This is a genomic window from Streptomyces sp. NPDC126497 (assembly GCF_040302425.1).
GTDB lineage: Bacteria > Actinomycetota > Actinomycetes > Streptomycetales > Streptomycetaceae > Streptomyces.
The window spans coordinates 1-17745 of record NZ_JBEORT010000043.1; the positions used below are offsets into that span (position 1 = coordinate 1).

At 74.5% G+C, this 17745-nt stretch carries 20 protein-coding genes and 1 pseudogene; 8 read left to right on the forward strand and 13 right to left on the reverse strand.

What is annotated here, in order from left to right:
* Window positions 1–11: 11 nt before the first annotated feature.
* The 3 genes from ABTY20_RS19235 to ABTY20_RS19245 form a co-directional block, all read right to left on the reverse strand.
* On the reverse strand, window positions 12–1286 hold the full coding sequence (locus ABTY20_RS19235) for a streptophobe family protein (RefSeq protein WP_351998204.1): 1275 nt from the start codon (window positions 1284–1286) through the stop codon (window positions 12–14).
* A gap of 70 nt (window positions 1287–1356) precedes the next feature.
* On the reverse strand, window positions 1357–1788 hold the full coding sequence (locus ABTY20_RS19240; RefSeq protein ID WP_351998205.1) for a PRC-barrel domain-containing protein: 432 nt from the start codon (window positions 1786–1788) through the stop codon (window positions 1357–1359).
* Complete coding sequence (locus tag ABTY20_RS19245) at window positions 1785–2363, reverse strand: PRC-barrel domain-containing protein (RefSeq protein ID WP_351998206.1); 579 nt, start codon at window positions 2361–2363, stop codon at window positions 1785–1787. The genes ABTY20_RS19240 and ABTY20_RS19245 overlap by 4 nt, the downstream gene beginning before the upstream one ends.
* Window positions 2364–2498: 135 nt before the next feature.
* On the opposite strand from ABTY20_RS19245, the gene ABTY20_RS19250 reads away from it, so the two are divergent.
* Window positions 2499–2954, forward strand: coding sequence for an ATP-binding protein (locus ABTY20_RS19250; RefSeq protein ID WP_351998207.1), 456 nt, complete (start codon window positions 2499–2501; stop codon window positions 2952–2954).
* 23 nt (window positions 2955–2977) lie between these two features.
* Here ABTY20_RS19250 and ABTY20_RS19255 read toward each other — a convergent pair whose 3' ends face one another.
* Window positions 2978–3865, reverse strand: a complete 888-nt coding sequence (locus ABTY20_RS19255; RefSeq protein ID WP_351998208.1) for an RNA polymerase sigma factor SigF — start codon at window positions 3863–3865, stop codon at window positions 2978–2980.
* Between the two features lie 261 nt (window positions 3866–4126).
* On the opposite strand from ABTY20_RS19255, the gene ABTY20_RS19260 reads away from it, so the two are divergent.
* A complete protein-coding gene (locus ABTY20_RS19260) occupies window positions 4127–4513 on the forward strand; it encodes a helix-turn-helix domain-containing protein (protein WP_351998252.1) in 387 nt (128 codons plus the stop codon).
* A gap of 15 nt (window positions 4514–4528) precedes the next feature.
* Here ABTY20_RS19260 and ABTY20_RS19265 read toward each other — a convergent pair whose 3' ends face one another.
* The gene (locus ABTY20_RS19265) at window positions 4529–5134 is read right to left on the reverse strand and encodes a ClpP family protease (RefSeq protein ID WP_351998209.1); all 606 of its coding nucleotides are present in this window, start codon (window positions 5132–5134) and stop codon (window positions 4529–4531) included.
* On the reverse strand, window positions 5131–5787 hold the full coding sequence (locus tag ABTY20_RS19270; RefSeq protein WP_351998210.1) for an ATP-dependent Clp protease proteolytic subunit: 657 nt from the start codon (window positions 5785–5787) through the stop codon (window positions 5131–5133). The genes ABTY20_RS19265 and ABTY20_RS19270 overlap by 4 nt, the downstream gene beginning before the upstream one ends.
* A gap of 210 nt (window positions 5788–5997) precedes the next feature.
* Between ABTY20_RS19270 and ABTY20_RS19275 the strand changes: the two genes are divergently transcribed.
* The 3 genes from ABTY20_RS19275 to ABTY20_RS19285 all read left to right on the forward strand — a co-directional run bounded on the left by ABTY20_RS19275 (window position 5998) and on the right by ABTY20_RS19285 (window position 8386).
* Window positions 5998–6480: a VOC family protein gene (locus tag ABTY20_RS19275; RefSeq protein WP_351998211.1), complete on the forward strand. Its 483-nt coding sequence runs from the start codon at window positions 5998–6000 to the stop codon at window positions 6478–6480.
* A gap of 150 nt (window positions 6481–6630) precedes the next feature.
* Entirely contained in the window at window positions 6631–7341 is a 711-nt protein-coding gene (locus ABTY20_RS19280; RefSeq protein ID WP_351998212.1) for a ribonuclease H family protein, read from the forward strand.
* 61 nt (window positions 7342–7402) lie between these two features.
* Window positions 7403–8386: an aldo/keto reductase gene (locus ABTY20_RS19285; RefSeq protein ID WP_351998213.1), complete on the forward strand. Its 984-nt coding sequence runs from the start codon at window positions 7403–7405 to the stop codon at window positions 8384–8386.
* A gap of 12 nt (window positions 8387–8398) precedes the next feature.
* Here the strand turns inward: ABTY20_RS19285 and ABTY20_RS19290 are convergent, their stop codons facing one another.
* The gene (locus ABTY20_RS19290; protein WP_351998214.1) at window positions 8399–8737 is read right to left on the reverse strand and encodes a hypothetical protein; all 339 of its coding nucleotides are present in this window, start codon (window positions 8735–8737) and stop codon (window positions 8399–8401) included.
* 135 nt (window positions 8738–8872) lie between these two features.
* Here ABTY20_RS19290 and ABTY20_RS19295 point away from each other — a divergent pair, with 135 nt between their 5' ends.
* Window positions 8873–9370 carry a DUF6328 family protein gene (locus ABTY20_RS19295; protein WP_351998215.1) on the forward strand — a complete coding sequence of 166 codons (498 nt, stop codon included), beginning with the start codon at window positions 8873–8875 and terminating at the stop codon, window positions 9368–9370.
* On the opposite strand, the gene ABTY20_RS19300 is transcribed toward ABTY20_RS19295, so the two are convergent.
* Window positions 9371–9796 (reverse strand): SsgA family sporulation/cell division regulator, encoded by a 426-nt coding sequence (locus ABTY20_RS19300; RefSeq protein WP_351998216.1) that lies wholly within the window; start codon window positions 9794–9796, stop codon window positions 9371–9373.
* Between the two features lie 105 nt (window positions 9797–9901).
* Window positions 9902–10873, reverse strand: a complete 972-nt coding sequence (locus ABTY20_RS19305) for an LLM class F420-dependent oxidoreductase (RefSeq protein ID WP_351998217.1) — start codon at window positions 10871–10873, stop codon at window positions 9902–9904.
* A gap of 74 nt (window positions 10874–10947) precedes the next feature.
* Here ABTY20_RS19305 and ABTY20_RS19310 point away from each other — a divergent pair, with 74 nt between their 5' ends.
* Complete coding sequence (locus tag ABTY20_RS19310) at window positions 10948–12393, forward strand: serine hydrolase domain-containing protein (RefSeq protein WP_351998218.1); 1446 nt, start codon at window positions 10948–10950, stop codon at window positions 12391–12393.
* Window positions 12394–12852: 459 nt separating this feature from the next.
* Here the strand turns inward: ABTY20_RS19310 and ABTY20_RS19315 are convergent, their stop codons facing one another.
* Both ABTY20_RS19315 and ABTY20_RS19320 read right to left on the reverse strand, forming a co-directional pair.
* Window positions 12853–13812 (reverse strand): threonine/serine dehydratase family protein, encoded by a 960-nt coding sequence (locus ABTY20_RS19315; protein WP_351998219.1) that lies wholly within the window; start codon window positions 13810–13812, stop codon window positions 12853–12855.
* An 81-nt stretch (window positions 13813–13893) separates the two neighbouring features.
* Window positions 13894–14178, reverse strand: a pseudogene (locus ABTY20_RS19320) (AIM24 family protein); the annotation flags it as partial.
* A gap of 491 nt (window positions 14179–14669) precedes the next feature.
* Between ABTY20_RS19320 and ABTY20_RS19325 the strand changes: the two are divergent.
* A complete protein-coding gene (locus ABTY20_RS19325; protein ID WP_351998220.1) occupies window positions 14670–15542 on the forward strand; it encodes a universal stress protein in 873 nt (290 codons plus the stop codon).
* A gap of 19 nt (window positions 15543–15561) precedes the next feature.
* On the opposite strand, the gene ABTY20_RS19330 is transcribed toward ABTY20_RS19325, so the two are convergent.
* Together ABTY20_RS19330 and ABTY20_RS19335 are read right to left on the reverse strand one after the other, a co-directional pair.
* Window positions 15562–16794: a DUF4032 domain-containing protein gene (locus ABTY20_RS19330; RefSeq protein ID WP_351998221.1), complete on the reverse strand. Its 1233-nt coding sequence runs from the start codon at window positions 16792–16794 to the stop codon at window positions 15562–15564.
* Between the two features lie 41 nt (window positions 16795–16835).
* Window positions 16836–17588 (reverse strand): MBL fold metallo-hydrolase, encoded by a 753-nt coding sequence (locus ABTY20_RS19335; protein ID WP_351998222.1) that lies wholly within the window; start codon window positions 17586–17588, stop codon window positions 16836–16838.
* Window positions 17589–17745 lie beyond the last annotated feature (157 nt).

Below are 17745 nucleotides of genomic sequence, written 5' to 3' on the forward strand. Positions count from 1 at the left end.
GGCGGCCGGGGTCAGCGGCGGGTCCCGGCGCCGCGGCGGCGGTCCAGCGCCCGGGCCGCCAGCGCTCCCGCGAAGCCGGTGGCCAGCCCCCACAGCAGGGCCAGGCCCAGGGTGCTCCACAGCCGTGGTCTCAGCAGCACCTGGCCGGAGAGGCCCTCGCCGGGATCGCCGATGCCCAGCACGGACAGGCCGATCCGCGCGGAGATCCGGACCGTGAGGCAGATCATCAGCGCGGTCAGCGCCGACGCCACCGCCATGTGCACGGCGTGCCGCCGGACCCGCACCCGGGCCGGGGAGCGGGCCGCCGCCAGGAACGCGGCGGCGAGCAGCAGCACCGCGACCACCACCAGCAGCCACCACCACCTCCCGCCGTCGTGCCCGGTGAGCGTGCCCAGGTTCAGGGTGGAGACGTCCGGTGTGCGCAGCACCTCGTCGAGCACCCGGGGCATGGGCAGCCCGAAGGGCCCCTCCACCCTGCCGTCCCAGGTGGCGCCGAACCCGACCGTCAGCGCCAGCCAGGCCACGTTGGGCAGCCCCAGCAGGATCACGGCGAACGTGTCGGCCGGATGCCCCCGGGTGGCGGCGACGGTCAGCGCGACGACGAGGCCGATGGCGACGGCGGCCAGCAGCAGCAGCGTCATCGCGCGCGCCGCGGGACGCGCCGACTCCTGGAACCGCAGCAGTCCGGCCGGCAGCGGGGCGCCGCGGGACACCAGCAGCGCCACCACCAGCACCGCCGCCAGCCAGAGCAGACCGGTCAGGACGGTCGGCGGCACATCGGTGGAGAACCCCACCACCGGCCTGATCCCGAACAGGTCGCCCAGGTCGCCGAGCGGGCCGTCCCCGAGGGAGAGCTCGTAGGTGTGCCGCGCGGCGAGCGCGAGGCCGAGCACCGCGAGCAGCCACAGCACGGCGATCCTCGCCGCCCACCGGGCCAGCTGGGGCGGCCCGGCGACCGCCCGGTGCCGCAGCGGGCGCAGGAAACCCAGGCCGACGACCAGCGCCCCGGTGAGGGTGACGGACAGCGGGACGACCGTCAGACCGCCCGCCGTGCCGGCCAGACCGCCGGCGTCCCCGGCGAGCTCCACCGTCCCGCCGACGGCCGTGACCACGGTCGCCGCGACCACCCGGGGGAAGGAACCGCCCGGCAGACCGGTGGCGCCGGCCGCCCACAGTCCCAGCGCGGCCACCCCACCCATGGCGAGCAGCGCGCCGACGACCGTGACGAGGGCCTGCGCCCAGCCGTGACGGGGGACCGGACGGCCGGAAGAGGTGCGTGGGCTCACCCCTGCACGCTAAGCAGCCCCGTCGGCCCCCGCCCGCCGGGAGGTCCGTCCGCGCGGCCGGACACCGCCGCTACCCGTGGTGTCCGTCGCCCGTCCGGATCACCAGGGCGTGGTCGCCGAGCCCCAGCAGCCGGTCGGCCGGCAGTTCGCCGCGCGTGGTCAGGACCGCCTCGATGCGGGCGGTGGCCGGATCGAACGCCGCGTCGAGCACGGTGCCGCGTTCCTCGCCGCACTCGGTGAGCACCCTGCTCCCCACCAGGTCGCGGTGGGGCGGGGCCGCGGCCGGGTCGCCGGCCGGGCGCGCGATCAGCATGTCCGGCCCGGCCGCGCCCAGCGCGGTCCAGGGCACCACGGCCTCCCTGCGCAGCCGGCCGCGCCGGATCCGGACATGCGTGACCTCCCCGGACGCGGCGTCGACCGTCAGGGCGCGGACCACCCCGACCCGGTCGGCGTCGCCCGGGGTCAGGACGGGCAGCCCGTGCACCCGGGAGAACAGCATCATCGGACCGCGCCCCTTCCATGGCCGCGGTGGGCGCCGGCGGCGAAGGGCGGCAGATCGCCGGTGACGTACGTCGTCGCGTGCGCCGGGATCACCACCGTCCGGCCGGAGACGCTCAGGGCCTCGCCCCGCGGCACGTACACCTGGTGCCGGCGGTGCCGGGAGCCGCGCACCAGCTCCCGGTGCGCGGCGAGCCGGAACGCGACGAGCCGGCCGCTGGTGCCGCCCTCGACCAGCACGTCGAGCACCGTGCCCACCGTGTCGCCGGCGTCGGTGACCACGTGCGCTCCGAGCAGCCGCCCGCGCACGGCGTCGCGGCGCGCCGCCGACAGGGGCAGCTCGCACAGCGCCCCCGCGTCGCGGACCATCACCGCGTGCGGGCCCAGGCAGTGCACCGCCGCCCACGGCAGGTCCCGCGGCAGCGGGCCCGACAGCAGGGTCCGCCCGCTGAGGGTGAAGTTCGCGATCCGCCCGGCCTCCGTGTCGAACACCGTGTCCCTGACATGCGCCACGGTGTCGCCGCCCAGCGTCACCACCGGCAGCGTCATCAGGCTCCGTACCGCCGTCAGTCCGTTCATGGCTCCCCTTCCCGCCGCACCCCGGGTTCCCCGCCCCGCGGCCCGAACACCGATCGGGGGGACTGCCCCGCGGGAGTCGGGGTACCAGGACTGGTGCAGATTCGTCCGGCCTCCCGGCTTCGCAGAGAGAAACGCATGACCTATCACCTGGACGGGGCAGTGATACCGACTGGTTTCGACGTGCCCGTGGAGCCGCTGCGGCGGTCGGCGCACTTCACCGGCGAGCCGGGATGCATCGCCGAGGCGCGGGCGTTCGCCGCGCACTTCCTCCAGCAGCTGCGGACCGAGTGGTGCGCCACGATCGGCGGGCGGGCCGACGGCGCGGTGCTGCTGGTGGTGAGCGAACTGGTCACCAACGCGGACCGGCACAGCAACGGGCCCTACGTCCTGGAACTGGAAGGCACCGACACCGCGCTCACGGTGTCGGTCTACGACAGCAGCGCCGCCCTGCCCCGGGTCTTCCCGCGCGACCCCGAGCGCGTCGGCCGGCACGGTCTGGAGATCGTCCGCGCGCTGGCGCGGGACGTCACGGTGGAGCGGGTGCCGGTCGGCAAGCGGGTGCGCGCCGTGCTGGACCTGGGCGCCGCCTGACCGGCCACGGTGTTCCCGCCCGGTCAGGCGCAGCCGAGCTCGCCCAGCATGCCCTCGCGCAGCCGGGCGATGATCCGCTTGATCAGGCGGGACACGTGCATCTGCGAGCAGCCGAGGCGCTCGCCGATCTCCGCCTGGGTGGCCTCCTCGACGAACCGCAGGTGGATGATCTCCCGGTCGCGTTCGCTGAGCTCGGCCATCAGCGGGGCGAGCGAGTGGAAGTCCTCGACGAGGCGCAGCCCCTCCTCCTCGACGCCGATGAAGTCGGCCAGGACCGACTCGCCGTTCTCGGGCCCCTCGCCGGTGAGGGCGGCGTCCAGCGACGACGAGTTGTACCCGTTCGCGGCGATCTGCCCCTCGACGACCTGCTGCTCGGTGATGTTCATCAGGGTGGCCAGCTCGGCGGCCGTGGGCTCGCGGTCGAGCCGGCTGGCGAGCTCCTCACGGGCCTTCGCCAGCTCGACCCGCAGTTCCTGGAGCCGGCGCGGCACGTGCACGGCCCAGGTGGTGTCCCGGAAGAAACGCTTGATCTCGCCGACGATGTACGGCAGCGCGAAGGAGGTGAACTCGACCTCGCGGGAGAGCTCGAACCGGTCGATGGCCTTGATCAGACCGATCATGCCGGTCTGCACGACGTCGTCCATGTCGTCGCCGCGGCCGCGGAACCGCCCGGCCGCGAACCGCACGAGGGACATGTTCATCTCGATGAGGGTGTTGCGCGCGTACTGGTACTCGTGCGTGCCCTCCTCCAGCTCCGCCAGGCGGCGGAAGAACTGCCGGGACAGCTCCCGGGCGTCGCGCGGGGCGACGGTGCGCGGGTCCACCCCGTCCCACGGGCTCCCGTCACCCGTTCCGGCCTCGGCGTGCTCCCCGGCCACCTGCGCCTGCGACCGGACCACGGCGGTCTTCATTGCCTCTCCCCACGAACGTCCCGGCTGGCATATGCCTGAAATTCTGCGAGTACCCGCTCCGTGCGCATCCATGCCCGCCGTGTTCCCGGAAGGGCCGAAAACAGGTGCGCGCCGGACGTCACTCCTCCGTCCGATGGTACGGGGGGCGCGGCCCGCGGGGCAGCCCGGGCCGCGCCCGGGAGCGCCTTCACTCAGGGCGGAACGCCGCGCCCTTCCCCCCGGGGCGCGCATCCCTAGGCTGAAGGGGTGACCGATCAAGAGGTGACCGGCCGAGCGCCGGACCGTGCCCGCGTCGTCCCCCTGCGCCCCGGCCCGCCGCCGGACCCGGCGGCCCGCGCGCCCGGGGAGCCGCTGCTGCGCGATCTCGTCGGCGACGTGCTGCGCAGGGAGCGGCTCGCCCAGGAGCGGACGCTGAAGGACGTGGCCGACGCGGCCCGGATCTCCCTGCCCTACCTCTCGGAGGTGGAGCGGGGCCGCAAGGAGGCCTCCTCGGAGGTCCTCGCGGCCGCCGCCCGGGCGCTCGGCCTCGGCCTCGGCGACCTGCTGGCGCGGGCCCACGGGCAGCTGGTCCGCGTCGCCGGCCGCCGGGCCGTCACCGGCCGGGGAGCGCCGGGATCCCCGCACGGCGGACTCTGCCTGGCCGCCTGACCCGGGCCCGGCGCCTCACGCCCCCGCCAGGCGCCGGGCCAGCACCTCGTCGGCCAGGCCGTACGCCACGGCCTCCGCGGCGGTGAACACCCTGTCGCGGTCCATGTCGGCCCGCAGGGTCGCCACGTCGTGGTGCGTGTGCCGGGACAGCACCTCCTCCACCTGGGAGCGGATCCGCACCATCTCCCTGGCGCGCAGCGCCAGGTCGGACGCCGTGCCGCGGGTCCCCCCGGTGGCCGGCTGCCCGAGCAGCACCCGCGCGTGCTCCAGCACGAACCGCCGTCCCGGGTCCCCGCCGGCCAGCAGCACGGCCGCCGTGGAGGCCGCCTGCCCGACGCAGAACGTCGAGATCGGCGCCCGGACGAACGTCATCGTGTCGTAGATCGCCATCAGCGAGGTGAACGAGCCGCCGGGGGAGTTGATGTAGATCGCGATCTCGCTCTCCGGGGCGGCCGACTCCAGGTGGAGGAGCTGCGCGATGACCACGTTGGCGACCCCGTCGTCGATCTCCGTCCCCAGGAAGACGATCCGCTCGGCCAGCAGCCGGCTGAACACGTCGTAGGACCGCTCGCCCCGCGGGGTGCGCTCGACGACGTTCGGAATCGTGTACGTCCCGGTCACCGCAGCCCCATCCTGGGCCGGGCGGCGGCCGGACGGACGTCGTCCAGCGACTCCACCACCCGGTCGACCATCCCGTACTCCCGCGCCTGCTCGGCCGTGAACCAGCGGTCCCGGTCGCCGTCCCGGGAGATGGTCTCCGGGGTCTGGCCGGTGTGCTCGGCGGTGATCCGCTCGATGGTCCGCTTGGTGAACTCCAGGCTCTCCGCCTGGATCTCGATGTCGGCGGTGGTGCCGCCGATGCCCCCCGAGGGCTGGTGCATCATGACGCGAGCGTGGGGCAGGGCGTAGCGCTTGCCGGGCGTGCCGGCACAGAGCAGGAACTGGCCCATGCTGGCCGCGAAGCCCATGGCCAGGGTGGAGACGTCGTTGGGGATCAGCCGCATCGTGTCGTAGACGGCCAGGCCGGCGTGGACCGAGCCGCCGGGGCTGTTGATGTACAGGCTGATGTCGGTGCGCGGGTCCTCGGCGGACAGGACCAGCAACTGCGCGCACACCCGGTTGGCGGACACCTCGTCGACCTGCGTGCCGAGCAGCACGATGCGCTGGGCGAGCAGCTGGGCGGCGAGGTGGTCGTCGAACCGGGTCGGCGGGGTGTCGCCGTCCTCGGCCCGGGGCAGCGGGGCCGGCCACGGGCCGGCGGTGAGTGGGGACATCGGCGCTCCTGGTGGTCGCTCGTCGGAACGCGGCCGCAGCGACCGCGTTCCCCCACTCTCGACCGGCCGGCGGGGCGGACGGGGGTTTCTCTGCCCGCGGCAGATTCGCCGCGGGCAGAGAAACCCCCGTCCGCCCCGCCGGCACCGATGAGTTCCGGGGCGCGGCCGGGTCAGCACTGATGACCGCGTTCCACGCCCCTGGAGGTACTCATGACCACCGACGGATTCACCACGTGTCTCTGGTACGACGGCCGGGCCGAGGAGGCCGCGGCCTTCTACGTCTCGGTCTTCGAGGACTCGAGCCTCGGCGCCGTCGTCCGGAACACCGGCGCCACCCCCGGTGCCGAGGGCTCCGTGCTCACCGTCGAGTTCACGGCCAACGGCCAGAAGTTCGTCGCGCTCAACGGCGGACCCGAGTTCACGTTCAACGAGGCGATCTCCTTCCAGCTCGACTGCGCGGACCAGGCGGAGATCGACCACTACTGGGAGAAACTCGTCGAGGGCGGCGGCGAGCACGGCCCCTGCGGCTGGCTCAAGGACCGGTTCGGCGTCTCCTGGCAGGTCAACGCGGTGCGGCTGACGGAGATGATCGGCGACCCCGACCGGCGGAAGGCGGACCGCGCCCTGAAGGCCATGATGTCGATGGGCAAGCTGGACATCGCCGCCCTGGAGAAGGCGTACGCGGGCGAGTGAGACCGGGAGGGCCGGCGGGGCCACCGCGCACGGTGCGTCCGGCGGGGCGCGGACTTCCCGGCGACCCGCGGTGCCGGCACCGCGGGCGGGAGGACGCCGAGGACGGCCGGCGCGGGCCGGGCGGGGGCGGGCCGCCCGCCCGGCCATGGCATGATCGGACGCATGCGTGAACGTGTGGTGGCCGCGTGCGACGGGGCTTCGAAGGGAAACCCCGGACCCGCCGGCTGGGCCTGGGTGGTCGCCGACGAGTCCGAGACACCGGTCCGCTGGGCGGCGGGCGCGCTCGGCAGGGCCACCAACAACGTCGCCGAACTCACCGCGCTGGAGCGGCTGCTGGCGGCGACCGAGCCCACCGTGCCGCTCGAGGTCCGGATGGACTCGCAGTACGCCATGAAGGCCGTCACCACCTGGCTGCCCGGCTGGAAGCGCAACGGCTGGCGCACGGCGGCCGGCAAACCGGTCGCCAACCAGGAACTCGTCGTCCGCATCGACGAGCTCCTCCAGGACCGCTCGGTCGAGTTCCGCTACGTCCCCGCCCACCAGGCCGACGGCGACCGGCTCAACGACTTCGCCGACCGCGCCGCCAGCCAGGCGGCCACCGCGCAGGAGGACGCCGGCAGCGCCCTGGGTTCGCCCGAGCCGCCGGCCGCCCCGGACCGCCCGGCGGGCGGCGCGGCCAAGCGCGGGCAGGGCGGGGCGAGGACGCCCCGTCCACGCGGTGGCGGCTCGTCGTCCCGCACGCTCAAGGCGAAGTTCCCGGGCCGCTGCCCCTGCGGACGGTCCTACGCGGCCGGCGAGCCCATCGCCAGGAACGACAAGGGGTGGGGCCACCCCGAGTGCCGCACGGCCCGGAGCGTCTGAACGGGCGCCGCGACGGGGGTGCGGTCCGCCGCCGGGCGGCACGGATGACAGACTGACCCCCATGGAAGAGCGCACATTCGACAGGTCACGGCAGCACGCCTCCGTCATCGGGCTGGGCACATGGCAGCTCGGGGCGGACTGGGGTGACGTCGACGACAAGGAAGCCCTCGCGGTCCTGGAGACCGCCGCCGAGTCGGGCGTCACCTTCTTCGACACCGCCGACGTCTACGGCGACGGACGCAGCGAGCAGACCATCGCGTCGTTCCTGAGCGGACGGCCCGACCTGCACGTCCTGGTCGCCACCAAGATGGGCCGCCGGGTCGACCAGATCCCCGAGAACTACGTCCTGGACAACTTCCGCGCCTGGAACGACCGTTCGCGGCGCAACCTGGGCGTCGACCGCATCGACCTGGTGCAGCTGCACTGCCCGCCCACCCCCGTCTACTCCACCGACGAGGTGTTCGACGCCCTCGACACCCTGGTGGCGGAGGAGCGGATCGCCGCCTACGGTGTCAGCGTGGAGACCTGCGCGGAGGCGCTCGCCGCGATCGCCCGGCCGAACGTGGCGAGCGTGCAGATCATCCTCAACCCGTTCCGCATGAAGCCGCTGCGCGAGGTCCTCCCGGCCGCCCGGGAGGCGGGCGTCGGCATCATCGCCCGCGTCCCGCTCGCCTCCGGGCTGCTCTCCGGCAAGTACACCAGGGACACCGTCTTCGCCGAGAACGACCACCGCTCCTTCAACCGGCACGGCGAGGCCTTCGACCAGGGCGAGACCTTCTCCGGCGTCGACTACGCGACCGGCGTCGAGGCCGCCGCCGAGTTCGCCGCGCTCGCCCCCGAGGGATACACCCCGGCCCAGCTGGCCCTGCGCTGGATCGTCCAGCAGCCCGGCGTCACCACCGTCATCCCCGGCGCCCGCTCGCCCGAGCAGGCCCGCGCCAACGCGGCCGCCGCCCGGCTGCCGGAGCTGTCCGAGGAGACGCTCACGGCGATCCGGGACCTCTACGAGCGCCGGATCAAGGACCAGGTGGAGGCCCGCTGGTAGCGGCCGCGGACGTCACGGCTCCAGGAGCAGCTGCCGTTCCTGCTCCTGGTCGCCGGAGACGGTTCCCTCGTCGCGCGCCGTGAAGGACCGGGTGAGGGTGTCACTCGCCCGGCGCACCGCCTCGGGCGCGCCCTGCACGGTGACGGTCACCGGCGCCGACAGCGGCCCCGCGTCCCCGGTCCCGGCCGCCGCCCGCTCCGCACCGGTGAACGTCGCCACGCGGACCGTCGCCCGTTCTTCGGAGGGACGCTGGTCCGCCGCCCCGAACGTGCCCTCCAGAACCCGGACGACCGCCCGGGCGTCGTCGGCGTCCCCGCCGCTGAGCGTCACGGTGAGCTGGGTGTCCGACATGCGTCCACGACCTCCTGGCCTCGGTGTCATCGCCGTCCGTGTAACCGTGCCCCGCGCCCCCAAACCGGCGGCCGGCCCGGGAGGGCGGCGGCTTTCGGGGCACCCGGGAGGGAGGCCCACGGAGAGGGAGGCACTGTGCCCGAAGCGGAGCGGGACGACGTCAGGCGCCGGGGACGGAACGAGACCGAGGAGGAGAGAGCGGACCGGATGTGGACGGAGCTCATCCAGGAGGTCCGCGTCGCCCAGATGGGGGTGCAGATCCTCTTCGGCTTCCTGCTGACCGTCGTGTTCACCCCGACCTACGCCAAACTGTCCGACACCGACCAGACGGTCTACCTCATCACGGTGGTGCTGGGCGCCTGCGCCACCGGCGCCCTCATCGGCCCGGTCTCCCTGCACCGGCTCGTCTCCGGGCGGCGCATCAAGGCGCACGCCGTGCGGTGGGCCTCCCGGCTCACCCTGCTCGGCCTGCTGCTGCTGCTCGCCACCACCAGCTGCTCCCTGCTGCTCATCCTGCGCGTGGCCACCCATGACGAATTCGTCCCGTACCTGGTGACCGGGGTGGTGGGCTGGTACCTGCTGTGCTGGTTCGGCCTGCCGATGTGGGCCCGGCACCGCCACACCTCGCACTGATCAGTTCCCGGTGAGGACGTCCGCGAGGAAGTCGTCCACGCGGACCTCCTCACACCCCGGCGGCACCAGCACCCGGGTCTCGTGCAGGAACGCGCCGACGGACTCGGCCCAGGCGAACACCACCGCGTGGTGCCGGCCGCCGTCGGCGTGCGCCTCACCGAGGAACTCCATCCGCAGTTCCCGCCCCACCCCCCGGGCCTCCGGCCGCAGCCGCACGTCCCCGATGCCGACCGGACGGGTGAGCCCCTCGGCGACCATCTCCCGGTCCAGCTGCCAGCGGGCGAGGACCCGTCCGTCGTGGCTGAAGACGAAGGTGACGGCGAACGGGTCGGACGGGTCGTAGCCCAGGTGGGCGAGCACGGGAAAACGGTCCGCGTCGCCCGCCTGGAGCTCCACCACCAGGGTCTTGTGCACGAACGAGTTCACGAGAGGGCCTCCGGGAAGTACCGATGTAAAGCCCTCTAGTACCCCGCATCCGCGTAAGATGCCCGGCCCTTCGGGCGACCCGCGGTCGCGGGGGGCGCCGGGGAGTCAGCCGAAGGCGTCCCGCAGCGCCGGCAGCAGCGTCTTCTCCGACCAGTCCAGGTACGCCGGCTGGGACTCGCCGCCGATCTGCACCAGGGCGATCTCGGTGAAACCCGCCTCGGCGTAGGGGCGGACGGCCTCGACGAAGTCCGCCGGGTCGCTCCCGCACGGAATCGACGCGGCGACGTCCTCGGGCCGGACGAACTGCGTCGCCGACGCGAAGGAGTCCGGGTGCGGCAGCTCGGAGTTGACCTTCCAGCCGCTGCCGAACCAGCGGAACTGGTCGTGGGCGCGTTCGACGGCCGCGTCCCGGTCCGGGTCGTAGCACACCGGCAGCTGGCCCACCCGGGGTTTGCCCCGCCCGCCGTGCCGGTCGAAGTCGTCCAGCAGGTCCGCCTTCGGCTCGGTGGCGATCACCAGGTCGGCGAGCCGGCCCGCGAGGGCGCAGGACCGCTTCCCGGAGACCGCGACACCGATCGGCGGCGGCTGGTCCGGCAGGTCCCACAGCTTGGCCGACTCGACGTCGAAGTGGGTGCCCCGGTGGTTGACGTGCCCGCCCTCGAACAGCGCGCGGATGATCTCCAGCGCCTCCTCGAGCATCTCGTGCCGCACGTCCACCGACGGCCAGCCGTCGCCCACCACGTGCTCGTTGAGGTTCTCGCCGGAGCCGAGTCCCAGCCGGAACCGGCCCCCGGACAGCAACTGCATCGTCGCCGCCTTCTGCGCCACCACCGCCGGGTGGTAGCGGAACGTCGGGCACGTCACGTACGTCATCAGCGGGATGCGCGAGGTGGCCTGCGCGGCGGCGCCCAGCACGCTCCACGCGTACGGCGCGTGTCCCTGCGAGGCCAGCCAGGGGAAGTAGTGGTCCGAGGTCACCGAGAAGTCGAAGCCGGCCTCCTCGGCCCGCACCACGTGGTCGACCAGCTCACGGGGCCCGGCCTGCTCGGTCATCATCGTGTATCCGATTCGCACCATGCATCCCGGGTCCCCCGGCCGGGGGCGGGGAAAACGGTGGATCACCCGGTGGTGGACGGGGCAGGATGCCCGCCATGACCGTCCATCCGCTCCCCGCCGCAGACCCCGCCGCCCAGGGCGTGGACGCCTCCGGCGTGCACGCCTTCCTCGACGCCCTCGAGGCCGCCCCCGGCATCGAGCCGCACAGCCTGATGATCCTGCGCCACGGACACCTCGTGGCCGCCGGCTGGTGGGCGCCGTACACCGCCGCACGGCCGCATCTGCTGTACTCGCTCAGCAAGAGCTTCACCGCGACCGCCGCCGCCCTCGCCGAGGCCGAGGGACTGCTCGACTTCGACGCCCCGGTGCTGTCGTACTTCCCGGAGTTCGAGGCCGACATCACCGATCCGCGCAGCCGGGCGATGCTGGTGCGGCACGTGGCGTCGATGGCCAGCGGCCACGAGGACGAGACCGTCGACGCGGCGTTCGCCGCCGATCCCGCCGAGCCGGTACGCGGATTCCTGCTCCAGCCGCCGCAGCGCGATCCGGGCACCGTCTTCGCCTACAACCAGCCGTGCACCTACACCCTCGGCGCGATCGTGCAGCGGGTGACCGGGCAGACGCTCACCGCGTACCTGCGGACCCGCCTGTTCGACCCGCTGGGCATCGGCGAGGCGCTGTGGCAGCGGGACCGCACCGGCCGCGAGATCGGCTTCAGCGGACTGCACGCCGCCACCGACGCCGTCGCGCGGCTCGGCCAGCTGTACCTGGACGACGGCCTGTGGCGGGGCGAGCGGCTGCTGCCCGGGGGGTGGGCCGCCCGGGCCTCGCACCCGCACATACCGACCGCCGGGACCCCGCTGGTGGGGGACCGGCAGGACTCGGTCCGCGGCTACGGGTACCAGTTCTGGGTCTCCCGCCACGGATTCCGGGGCGACGGTGCCTACGGGCAGTTCTGCCTCGTCCTGCCCGAGCACGACGCGGTGGTCGCCGTGACGACGGCGACCGAGGAGACGCAGGAGTACCTCGACCTGGTCTGGCGGCACCTCCTGCCCGCCTTCCGCCCCGGGCCGCTGAGCGGCCGTCAGGCCGCGGACACCGCCCTGCGCGAGCGCCTCGGCCGGCTCGCCCTGCCCCCGGCCGGGGGCGGCCCCGTGCCGCCGGAGCGGGCCGTGGACTGGTCCGGCGCCGTGTTCGCCCCGGAGGGCGGCGCCTGCGCCGACCAGCCGGCGCTGACCGCGGCCGAGGTCACGGCGGACGCCGACGGCGGCTGGACGCTGACCCTCACCGAGGACGGCGAACGGTTCGGCGCGCGGTTCTTCGCCGGGCAGGGGTGGACCACCGCCGAGAAGCCCGTCCCGGTCGCCGTGAGCGGGGGCCGGGCCGACGACGGCACCCTCACCGTGGACCTGGTGTTCCTGGAGACGCCGCACCGCCTCCGGGTCACCTGCTCCCTCACCGGCCGGACCTTCACCGCCCGCTGGCTCACCCGCCCGCTGCACGCCTGGCCCCTGCGCAGGCTGCGCGCCCCGCGCGGTTAGCCCGCGGCGGGCCGGAAGGTCCGCAGGAAGGTCCGCAGGGCCTCCCGGCTCGCGGGTTCCCCCCAGCCGTCGGCCGGGGTCGTCCAGCACGGCGAGAAGCCCCGTCCGCCGCCCAGGGGACGCCGCGGCCGGAGGTGCGCGCCCGCGTGCCGCCGGCCGTGGCGCACCACTCCGTGCGTCGGCCCGCAGGACCCGCGAGGGCGCGCGTCCGGCGGCGTCGCCCGCGTCCTGCGGGAGACCGACCCGGGTGACCGGGCAGGGACGGCCGGTCCGCAGGTCGTCGGCGTACCGGCGGACGCGGTCGGTCTCGCGGCGCGTGACCTCGACCAGCCGGTGGCGTCCGGCGACCGCCCGGTCCGTGGAGACGTGCGCCCTGCCCATGGCCGTCCCTCGCCGAACAGCCGGCTCCCGCTGTCCCCAGGGGTGCGGGGAGCGGACGGGGTCCGTTCAACGGGAGGCTCAGCGGAGCTCGAAGTGTTCCGTCCAGGCGATCATGTCGCGGGTGGTGGCGTTGCCGCCGCACACCACGAGACCGAGCCGCGCCCCCTCGCCGACCCGCTCCAGCACCCGCCGCGCGGCGGGCAGCAGACAGCCGGCGGCCGGTTCGGCCCACACCTTGGCGTGGTCCGCGAGCTCCAGCGAGCCGTGCACCGCCTCCCGGTCCGGCACCACCAGCACCTCGGTGACCAGCTCCGACACGTGCGCGTAGGTCAGCGGGGACACGGCCGGGGCACTGAGCGTGGAGACGATCGAGGTGAGCTCCACCGGCACCGGGCCGCCCGCCGCCAGCGCCTCGGACATCGCCTGCGCGCCCCCGGTCTCCACACCCCAGACCCGCACGCCGGGCCGCAGCGCGCACAGCGCCGCCGCGACGCCGGAGATCAGCCCGCCGCCCCCGATGCTCACCAGGACGTCCGTGAGCTCACCGGCGTCCGCGGCGAACTCCAGGCCCACCGTGCCCTGACCGGCGATCACCACCGGGTCGTCGAAGGGGTGGACCAGGGTCAGCCCCTCCTGCTGGAGCCGCGTCATGAGCGCGAACGCGCCGTCCATGTCGTCGGTCACCCGCACGGACGCACCCGCGGACTCCGCGATCTCCACGGCCCGCAGGGGCGCCGAACGCGGCATCACCACCGTGGCCTTCACGTCGAGGGCCGCGGCCATCACCGCGAGGGCGATCCCGTGGTTGCCGCCGCTCACCGCCACGACCCCGGCGGCCCGCTCGGCCCCGCTCAGCGACAGCAGCTTCGCCGCCGCGCCGCGCACCTTGAACGAACCGGTGCGCTGCAGCAACTCCAGCTTCGCCGTGACCGGGACGCCCAGCAGCGCCGACAGCCCGGGGCTCGGCACGGTCGGGGTCCGCACCACGTGCCCGGCGATCCGCCCGGCCGCGGTCTCGATGTCGGCGATCCCGATCACGACTGCCACCTTTCCGGCCCGGGGAGGGTGATCCGCGCCGCGATCCACCCTGACCCGCGCGGCGGCCGGGGTCAACAGCGTTCAGTGCTGCCGTGCCTTCTGCGGGGGCGCCTCACTGGGCCGGACGACGACGTGCCCCTCACCCTGCAGCATCAGCTGCACGGCCTCGCCGGAGCCGCCGCGCAGCATCGAGCCCAGCGACTGCGAACGGTGCAGCGAGGTGGTCAGGCCGGCGGTCCAGCCGACGACCGCGTCCGTGTCCACGTACACCGGGTCCTGCGGCGACACCGGGATCACCAGCGGATCGCCCTCGCACACCAGCCCCAGCCGGCCGTGCCCGGTGAAGACGCTGTTGAGTGGCCGGCCGCACCATGTGCTGACTGGAGAACAGGTCACCCTTCATGGGGGCCATCCTCACCCGGACCCTCTCGTTCCGCCACGATCACGTGTCGTTGGGACCGGCGCCGTCAGCCGCCGAAGGGCTGGGTCCAGCACGTGCCCGCCCGGGCGCCGCCCGCACGCGATGTCCTCACCGACCGTCCGCAGCGCACAGCCCGCGGCGGCGGCCCGGCGCGGGCGCGCTCCCGGCCGGCGGGGTCGACGACCTCGCCGGCCGTGCGGTCCGGGCCGTCCGGGGCGGGCGGCGTGGCCCACAGCGCCGTCCGGCAGAGGTCGCCGGACCCGTCGCGGTACCCCACGGCGGCGTGGACGAGGACGGGGTCGCACAACGACGGGCGGCGGCCGCGGGTTCCCGGCCGCGGCCCTCGGCGGCGCGGCCGGGTGCGGCCGGGACGGCGGTGTAGGGAAGACTGGAGCACGCGAATCGCGCACTGGGACACGACACCGGGAGGGACCGCATGACGCGCCCGATCACGGCAGGGATCGACGGAACCGAGGAGAGCCTCGCCGCGCTGGCCTGGGCCGCGCGGGAGGCGGTCCGCCGGGGACTGCCGCTCAGGGTGGTGCACGCCTGGCGGTTCGAGGAGCACGACGCGGTGGACACCGGGGACCGGGCCGCACAGGAGCAGTGGGTCCGCGCGTCGGTGGAGGAGGCGGTCCGTGCCGTCGGTGAGCGGCACCCCGGTCTCGCCGTGACGACGGACGTCCTGGAGGGCGACGCCGTGCGGACGCTGACCGGGGCCGCCGCGGACGCGGAGATGCTGGTGCTCGGCTCGCGCGGACACGGGCGGATCATGGGCTTCCTGGTCGGCTCGGTCGGCCAGCAGGTGATCGTCGACGCCGGGCGTCCCGTGGTGTTCGTGCGGGCCGGGGACCAGGCGTCGAACGAGGTCTCCGGGCACGAGATCGTGGTCGGCCAGCAGGGCGACCCGGAGGACAGCGCCGCCGCGCTCGGCCTCGCCTTCGAGACCGCGGCCCGGCGCGGGGCCACCGTGCGCGCGGTACGGGCCTGGACCCTGCCGCCGGTGTTCGCCTACAGCCCCGCCTCGCTGCAGCTCCTCGACGAGGCCGGCGGTCTGGAGCCGTACGAGCAGAAGGCGCTGGCGGCGGCCCTCGCGCCGTGGCGGGAGCGCTACCCGGACGTGCACGTGGTCGAGCACGTCGAGATGGGCAGCGCGGGACAGGTGCTGCTGTCGGTGGCGGGCACCGCCCAGCTGATGGTGGTCGGCCGCCGCGCCCACCGCACGGCGGTGGGCGCCCGGATCGGCTCGGTGGCCCACGGCGTCCTGCACCACGCGGACTGCCCGGTGGCGGTGGTGCCGCCGGCCTGACCCGGCGGGGCGGCCCGGGTCACTCGGCCGTCGGCTGGAGCGTCTCCCGCGCCTTCGGCAGGATGTTCCTGATGTAGTCCTCGACGGCCGTGTCCAGGCCGATGTCGTGCTGCGCCCGCTCGGACAGGTACCAGCGGTGCTCCAGGAGTTCGTGGTAGATCTCCGCGGCGTCCATCGGGCCGCGCAGCTCCGGTGGCACGGACCGCACGGTGGGCCGGAAGACCTCGCGCACCCAGCGGTGGGCGAGGACCTCCGGCCGGGCGCCGAGGGGATCGTCCGGCGCGTAGTCGTCCTGGGTGGCCATCCAGCTCTCCAGGTCGTTCAGCAGCCGCCTGGCCTGGTTCTCCTCGGCGTCCAGTCCGGTCAGGCGCAGCAGTTGCCGCTGGTGGTGGCCGGCGTCGACGACCTTGGGCACGAAGGTGACCGTGTCGCCGTTGGAGGCGTGCTCGATCTGCATCTCGGCCACGTCGAAACCGAGGTCGTTCAGCCGACGGATGCGGCGTTCGATGTAGTGGTGCTTCCCCGCCGGGTAGACGGAGGTGCGGGTCAGCTCCTGCCACAGGCCCCGGTAGCGGGCGCAGATCTCGGTGCCGAACTCGATCGGGTCGACGGAGGGGTGCAGCGCCCCGGACGCCTCCAGGTCGAGCAGCTCGCCGCTGATGTTGACCCGTGCGAGGTCGAGGTCGTACTCGCGCTGGCCGACGCTCAGTTCCGGGTGCAGGTCCCCGGTCTCGGCGTCCACCAGGTAGGCGGCGTAGGCGCCCGCGTCGCGCCGGAAGAGGGTGTTGGACAGCGAGCAGTCGCCCCACGCGAACCCGGCCAGGTGCAGCCGCACCAGGAGCACGGCGAGCGCGTCCATCAGCCGGTGCATGGTCGCCGGGCGCAGCGTCGTCTCGAACATCGACCGGTACGGCATCGAGCCGCCGAGGTGACGGGTGATCAGGACGCTCTCCAGCGGCTCCCCGGCGAGGTCGGTGCGGCCGGTGACCACGGCGAGCGGGTCCACCGCCGGGATGCCGATCCGGTCCAGGTCGCGCAGCAGCTCGTACTCCCGCAGCGCGGGCCGCCGGGCGAGTTCCTTCACCGCGATCACCTCGTCGCCGGCGCGCGCGTAGCGCACCACGTGCCGGGAGATGCCGCGCGGCAGCGGCACCAGGTACTCCTCGGGCCACTCCTCCAGCGGCAGGTGCCACGGCAGTTCCAACAGGAGCGCGGGGTGCTCCGGGTTGGTGGCGTTGATCTGCAGTGCCATGGCGGGGGTGTCCTCGTCTCGTGGGTGACCGTCCCCTCACCCTATTGCGCACGCTCCCGGGCCAGCCGGGCGGCGTCCCGCACGGACCCCTCGTGCAGCGGGCCGTGCCCGGGCAGCAGCAGGTCGCCGTCCAGTCCGGCCAGGACGTCCAGCGAGGCCAGGGCGGTGGCCCGCTCGTGGTGGAACATGTCCGTCAGCATCTGCGGGCCCCGGGTCCGCGAGGTGGGATGGCCGCTCACCAGGGCGTCGCCCGACACCACCGCCCCGGTGTGCGGGAGGTGGAACGCGCAGTGCCCGGCGGTGTGCCCGGGCGTGTGCACGGGCACGGGCCGGCCCGGCAGGTCGAGCGGGCCCGGACCGGACCGCGGGAACGCCGCGGGCGCGGTGACCGCCACGTCCGCCGTCCCGCCGGAGCGCAGGGCGTGCGCCGCCCAGGGCAGCACGCCCGGCCGCCAGCCGTTGCGCAGTACCTGCCCGACGGTCACCTGGTGCAGGAAGTCCCGCCGGGCGTGCGGGACTTCCGCCTCGTGGGTGTAGACGGGGGTGCCGTGGGCGGCGCTCAGGTACTCGGCGGACCCCAGGTGGTCGCTGTGGGCGTGGGTGATCAGCACGGCCGTCACCGCCTCCGGTGAACTCCCCACCTCGGCCAGGGAGGCGAGCAGCCCCTCACGGTCGCCGGGGTAGCCGGTGTCGATCAGGGTGACGGCGTCCCCCTCGGTCAGGATCACCCAGTTGGTGTTCGTGCCGTGCACCAGATAGGTGCCCTCCGTGACGTGCCGGACGGTTGCTCGCATGATCGCTCCGCGTTCCAGTCGTGGGAGTCGTTGCTGCCGGACGGGAGAAGGAAAGCAGATCACGGCGCGGACGCGGGCGGTGGGCCCGGCCGCGCCGGCCGGCTCCCGCCCCGCCCGGGCGCCGCCCGGTGCGGGGGAGCGGGGGAGCGGGGAGGGG

Bases quoted from the DNA above. Each gene is read 5' to 3' on its own strand.
- ABTY20_RS19305 (WP_351998217.1), bottom strand. From the start codon at position 10,873: ATGGTGCGAATCGGATACACGATGATGACCGAGCAGGCCGGGCCCCGT.
- ABTY20_RS19280 (WP_351998212.1), top strand. From the start codon at position 6,631: ATGATCGGACGCATGCGTGAACGTGTGGTGGCCGCGTGCGACGGGGCT.
- ABTY20_RS19245 (WP_351998206.1), bottom strand. From the start codon at position 2,363: ATGAACGGACTGACGGCGGTACGGAGCCTGATGACGCTGCCGGTGGTG.
- ABTY20_RS19330 (WP_351998221.1), bottom strand. From the start codon at position 16,794: ATGGCACTGCAGATCAACGCCACCAACCCGGAGCACCCCGCGCTCCTG.
- ABTY20_RS19335 (WP_351998222.1), bottom strand. From the start codon at position 17,588: ATGCGAGCAACCGTCCGGCACGTCACGGAGGGCACCTATCTGGTGCAC.
- ABTY20_RS19310 (WP_351998218.1), top strand. From the start codon at position 10,948: ATGACCGTCCATCCGCTCCCCGCCGCAGACCCCGCCGCCCAGGGCGTG.
- ABTY20_RS19255 (WP_351998208.1), bottom strand. From the start codon at position 3,865: ATGAAGACCGCCGTGGTCCGGTCGCAGGCGCAGGTGGCCGGGGAGCAC.
- ABTY20_RS19325 (WP_351998220.1), top strand. From the start codon at position 14,670: ATGACGCGCCCGATCACGGCAGGGATCGACGGAACCGAGGAGAGCCTC.
- ABTY20_RS19250 (WP_351998207.1), top strand. From the start codon at position 2,499: ATGACCTATCACCTGGACGGGGCAGTGATACCGACTGGTTTCGACGTG.
- ABTY20_RS19275 (WP_351998211.1), top strand. From the start codon at position 5,998: ATGACCACCGACGGATTCACCACGTGTCTCTGGTACGACGGCCGGGCC.
- ABTY20_RS19290 (WP_351998214.1), bottom strand. From the start codon at position 8,737: ATGTCGGACACCCAGCTCACCGTGACGCTCAGCGGCGGGGACGCCGAC.
- ABTY20_RS19270 (WP_351998210.1), bottom strand. From the start codon at position 5,787: ATGTCCCCACTCACCGCCGGCCCGTGGCCGGCCCCGCTGCCCCGGGCC.
- ABTY20_RS19240 (WP_351998205.1), bottom strand. From the start codon at position 1,788: ATGATGCTGTTCTCCCGGGTGCACGGGCTGCCCGTCCTGACCCCGGGC.
- ABTY20_RS19285 (WP_351998213.1), top strand. From the start codon at position 7,403: ATGGAAGAGCGCACATTCGACAGGTCACGGCAGCACGCCTCCGTCATC.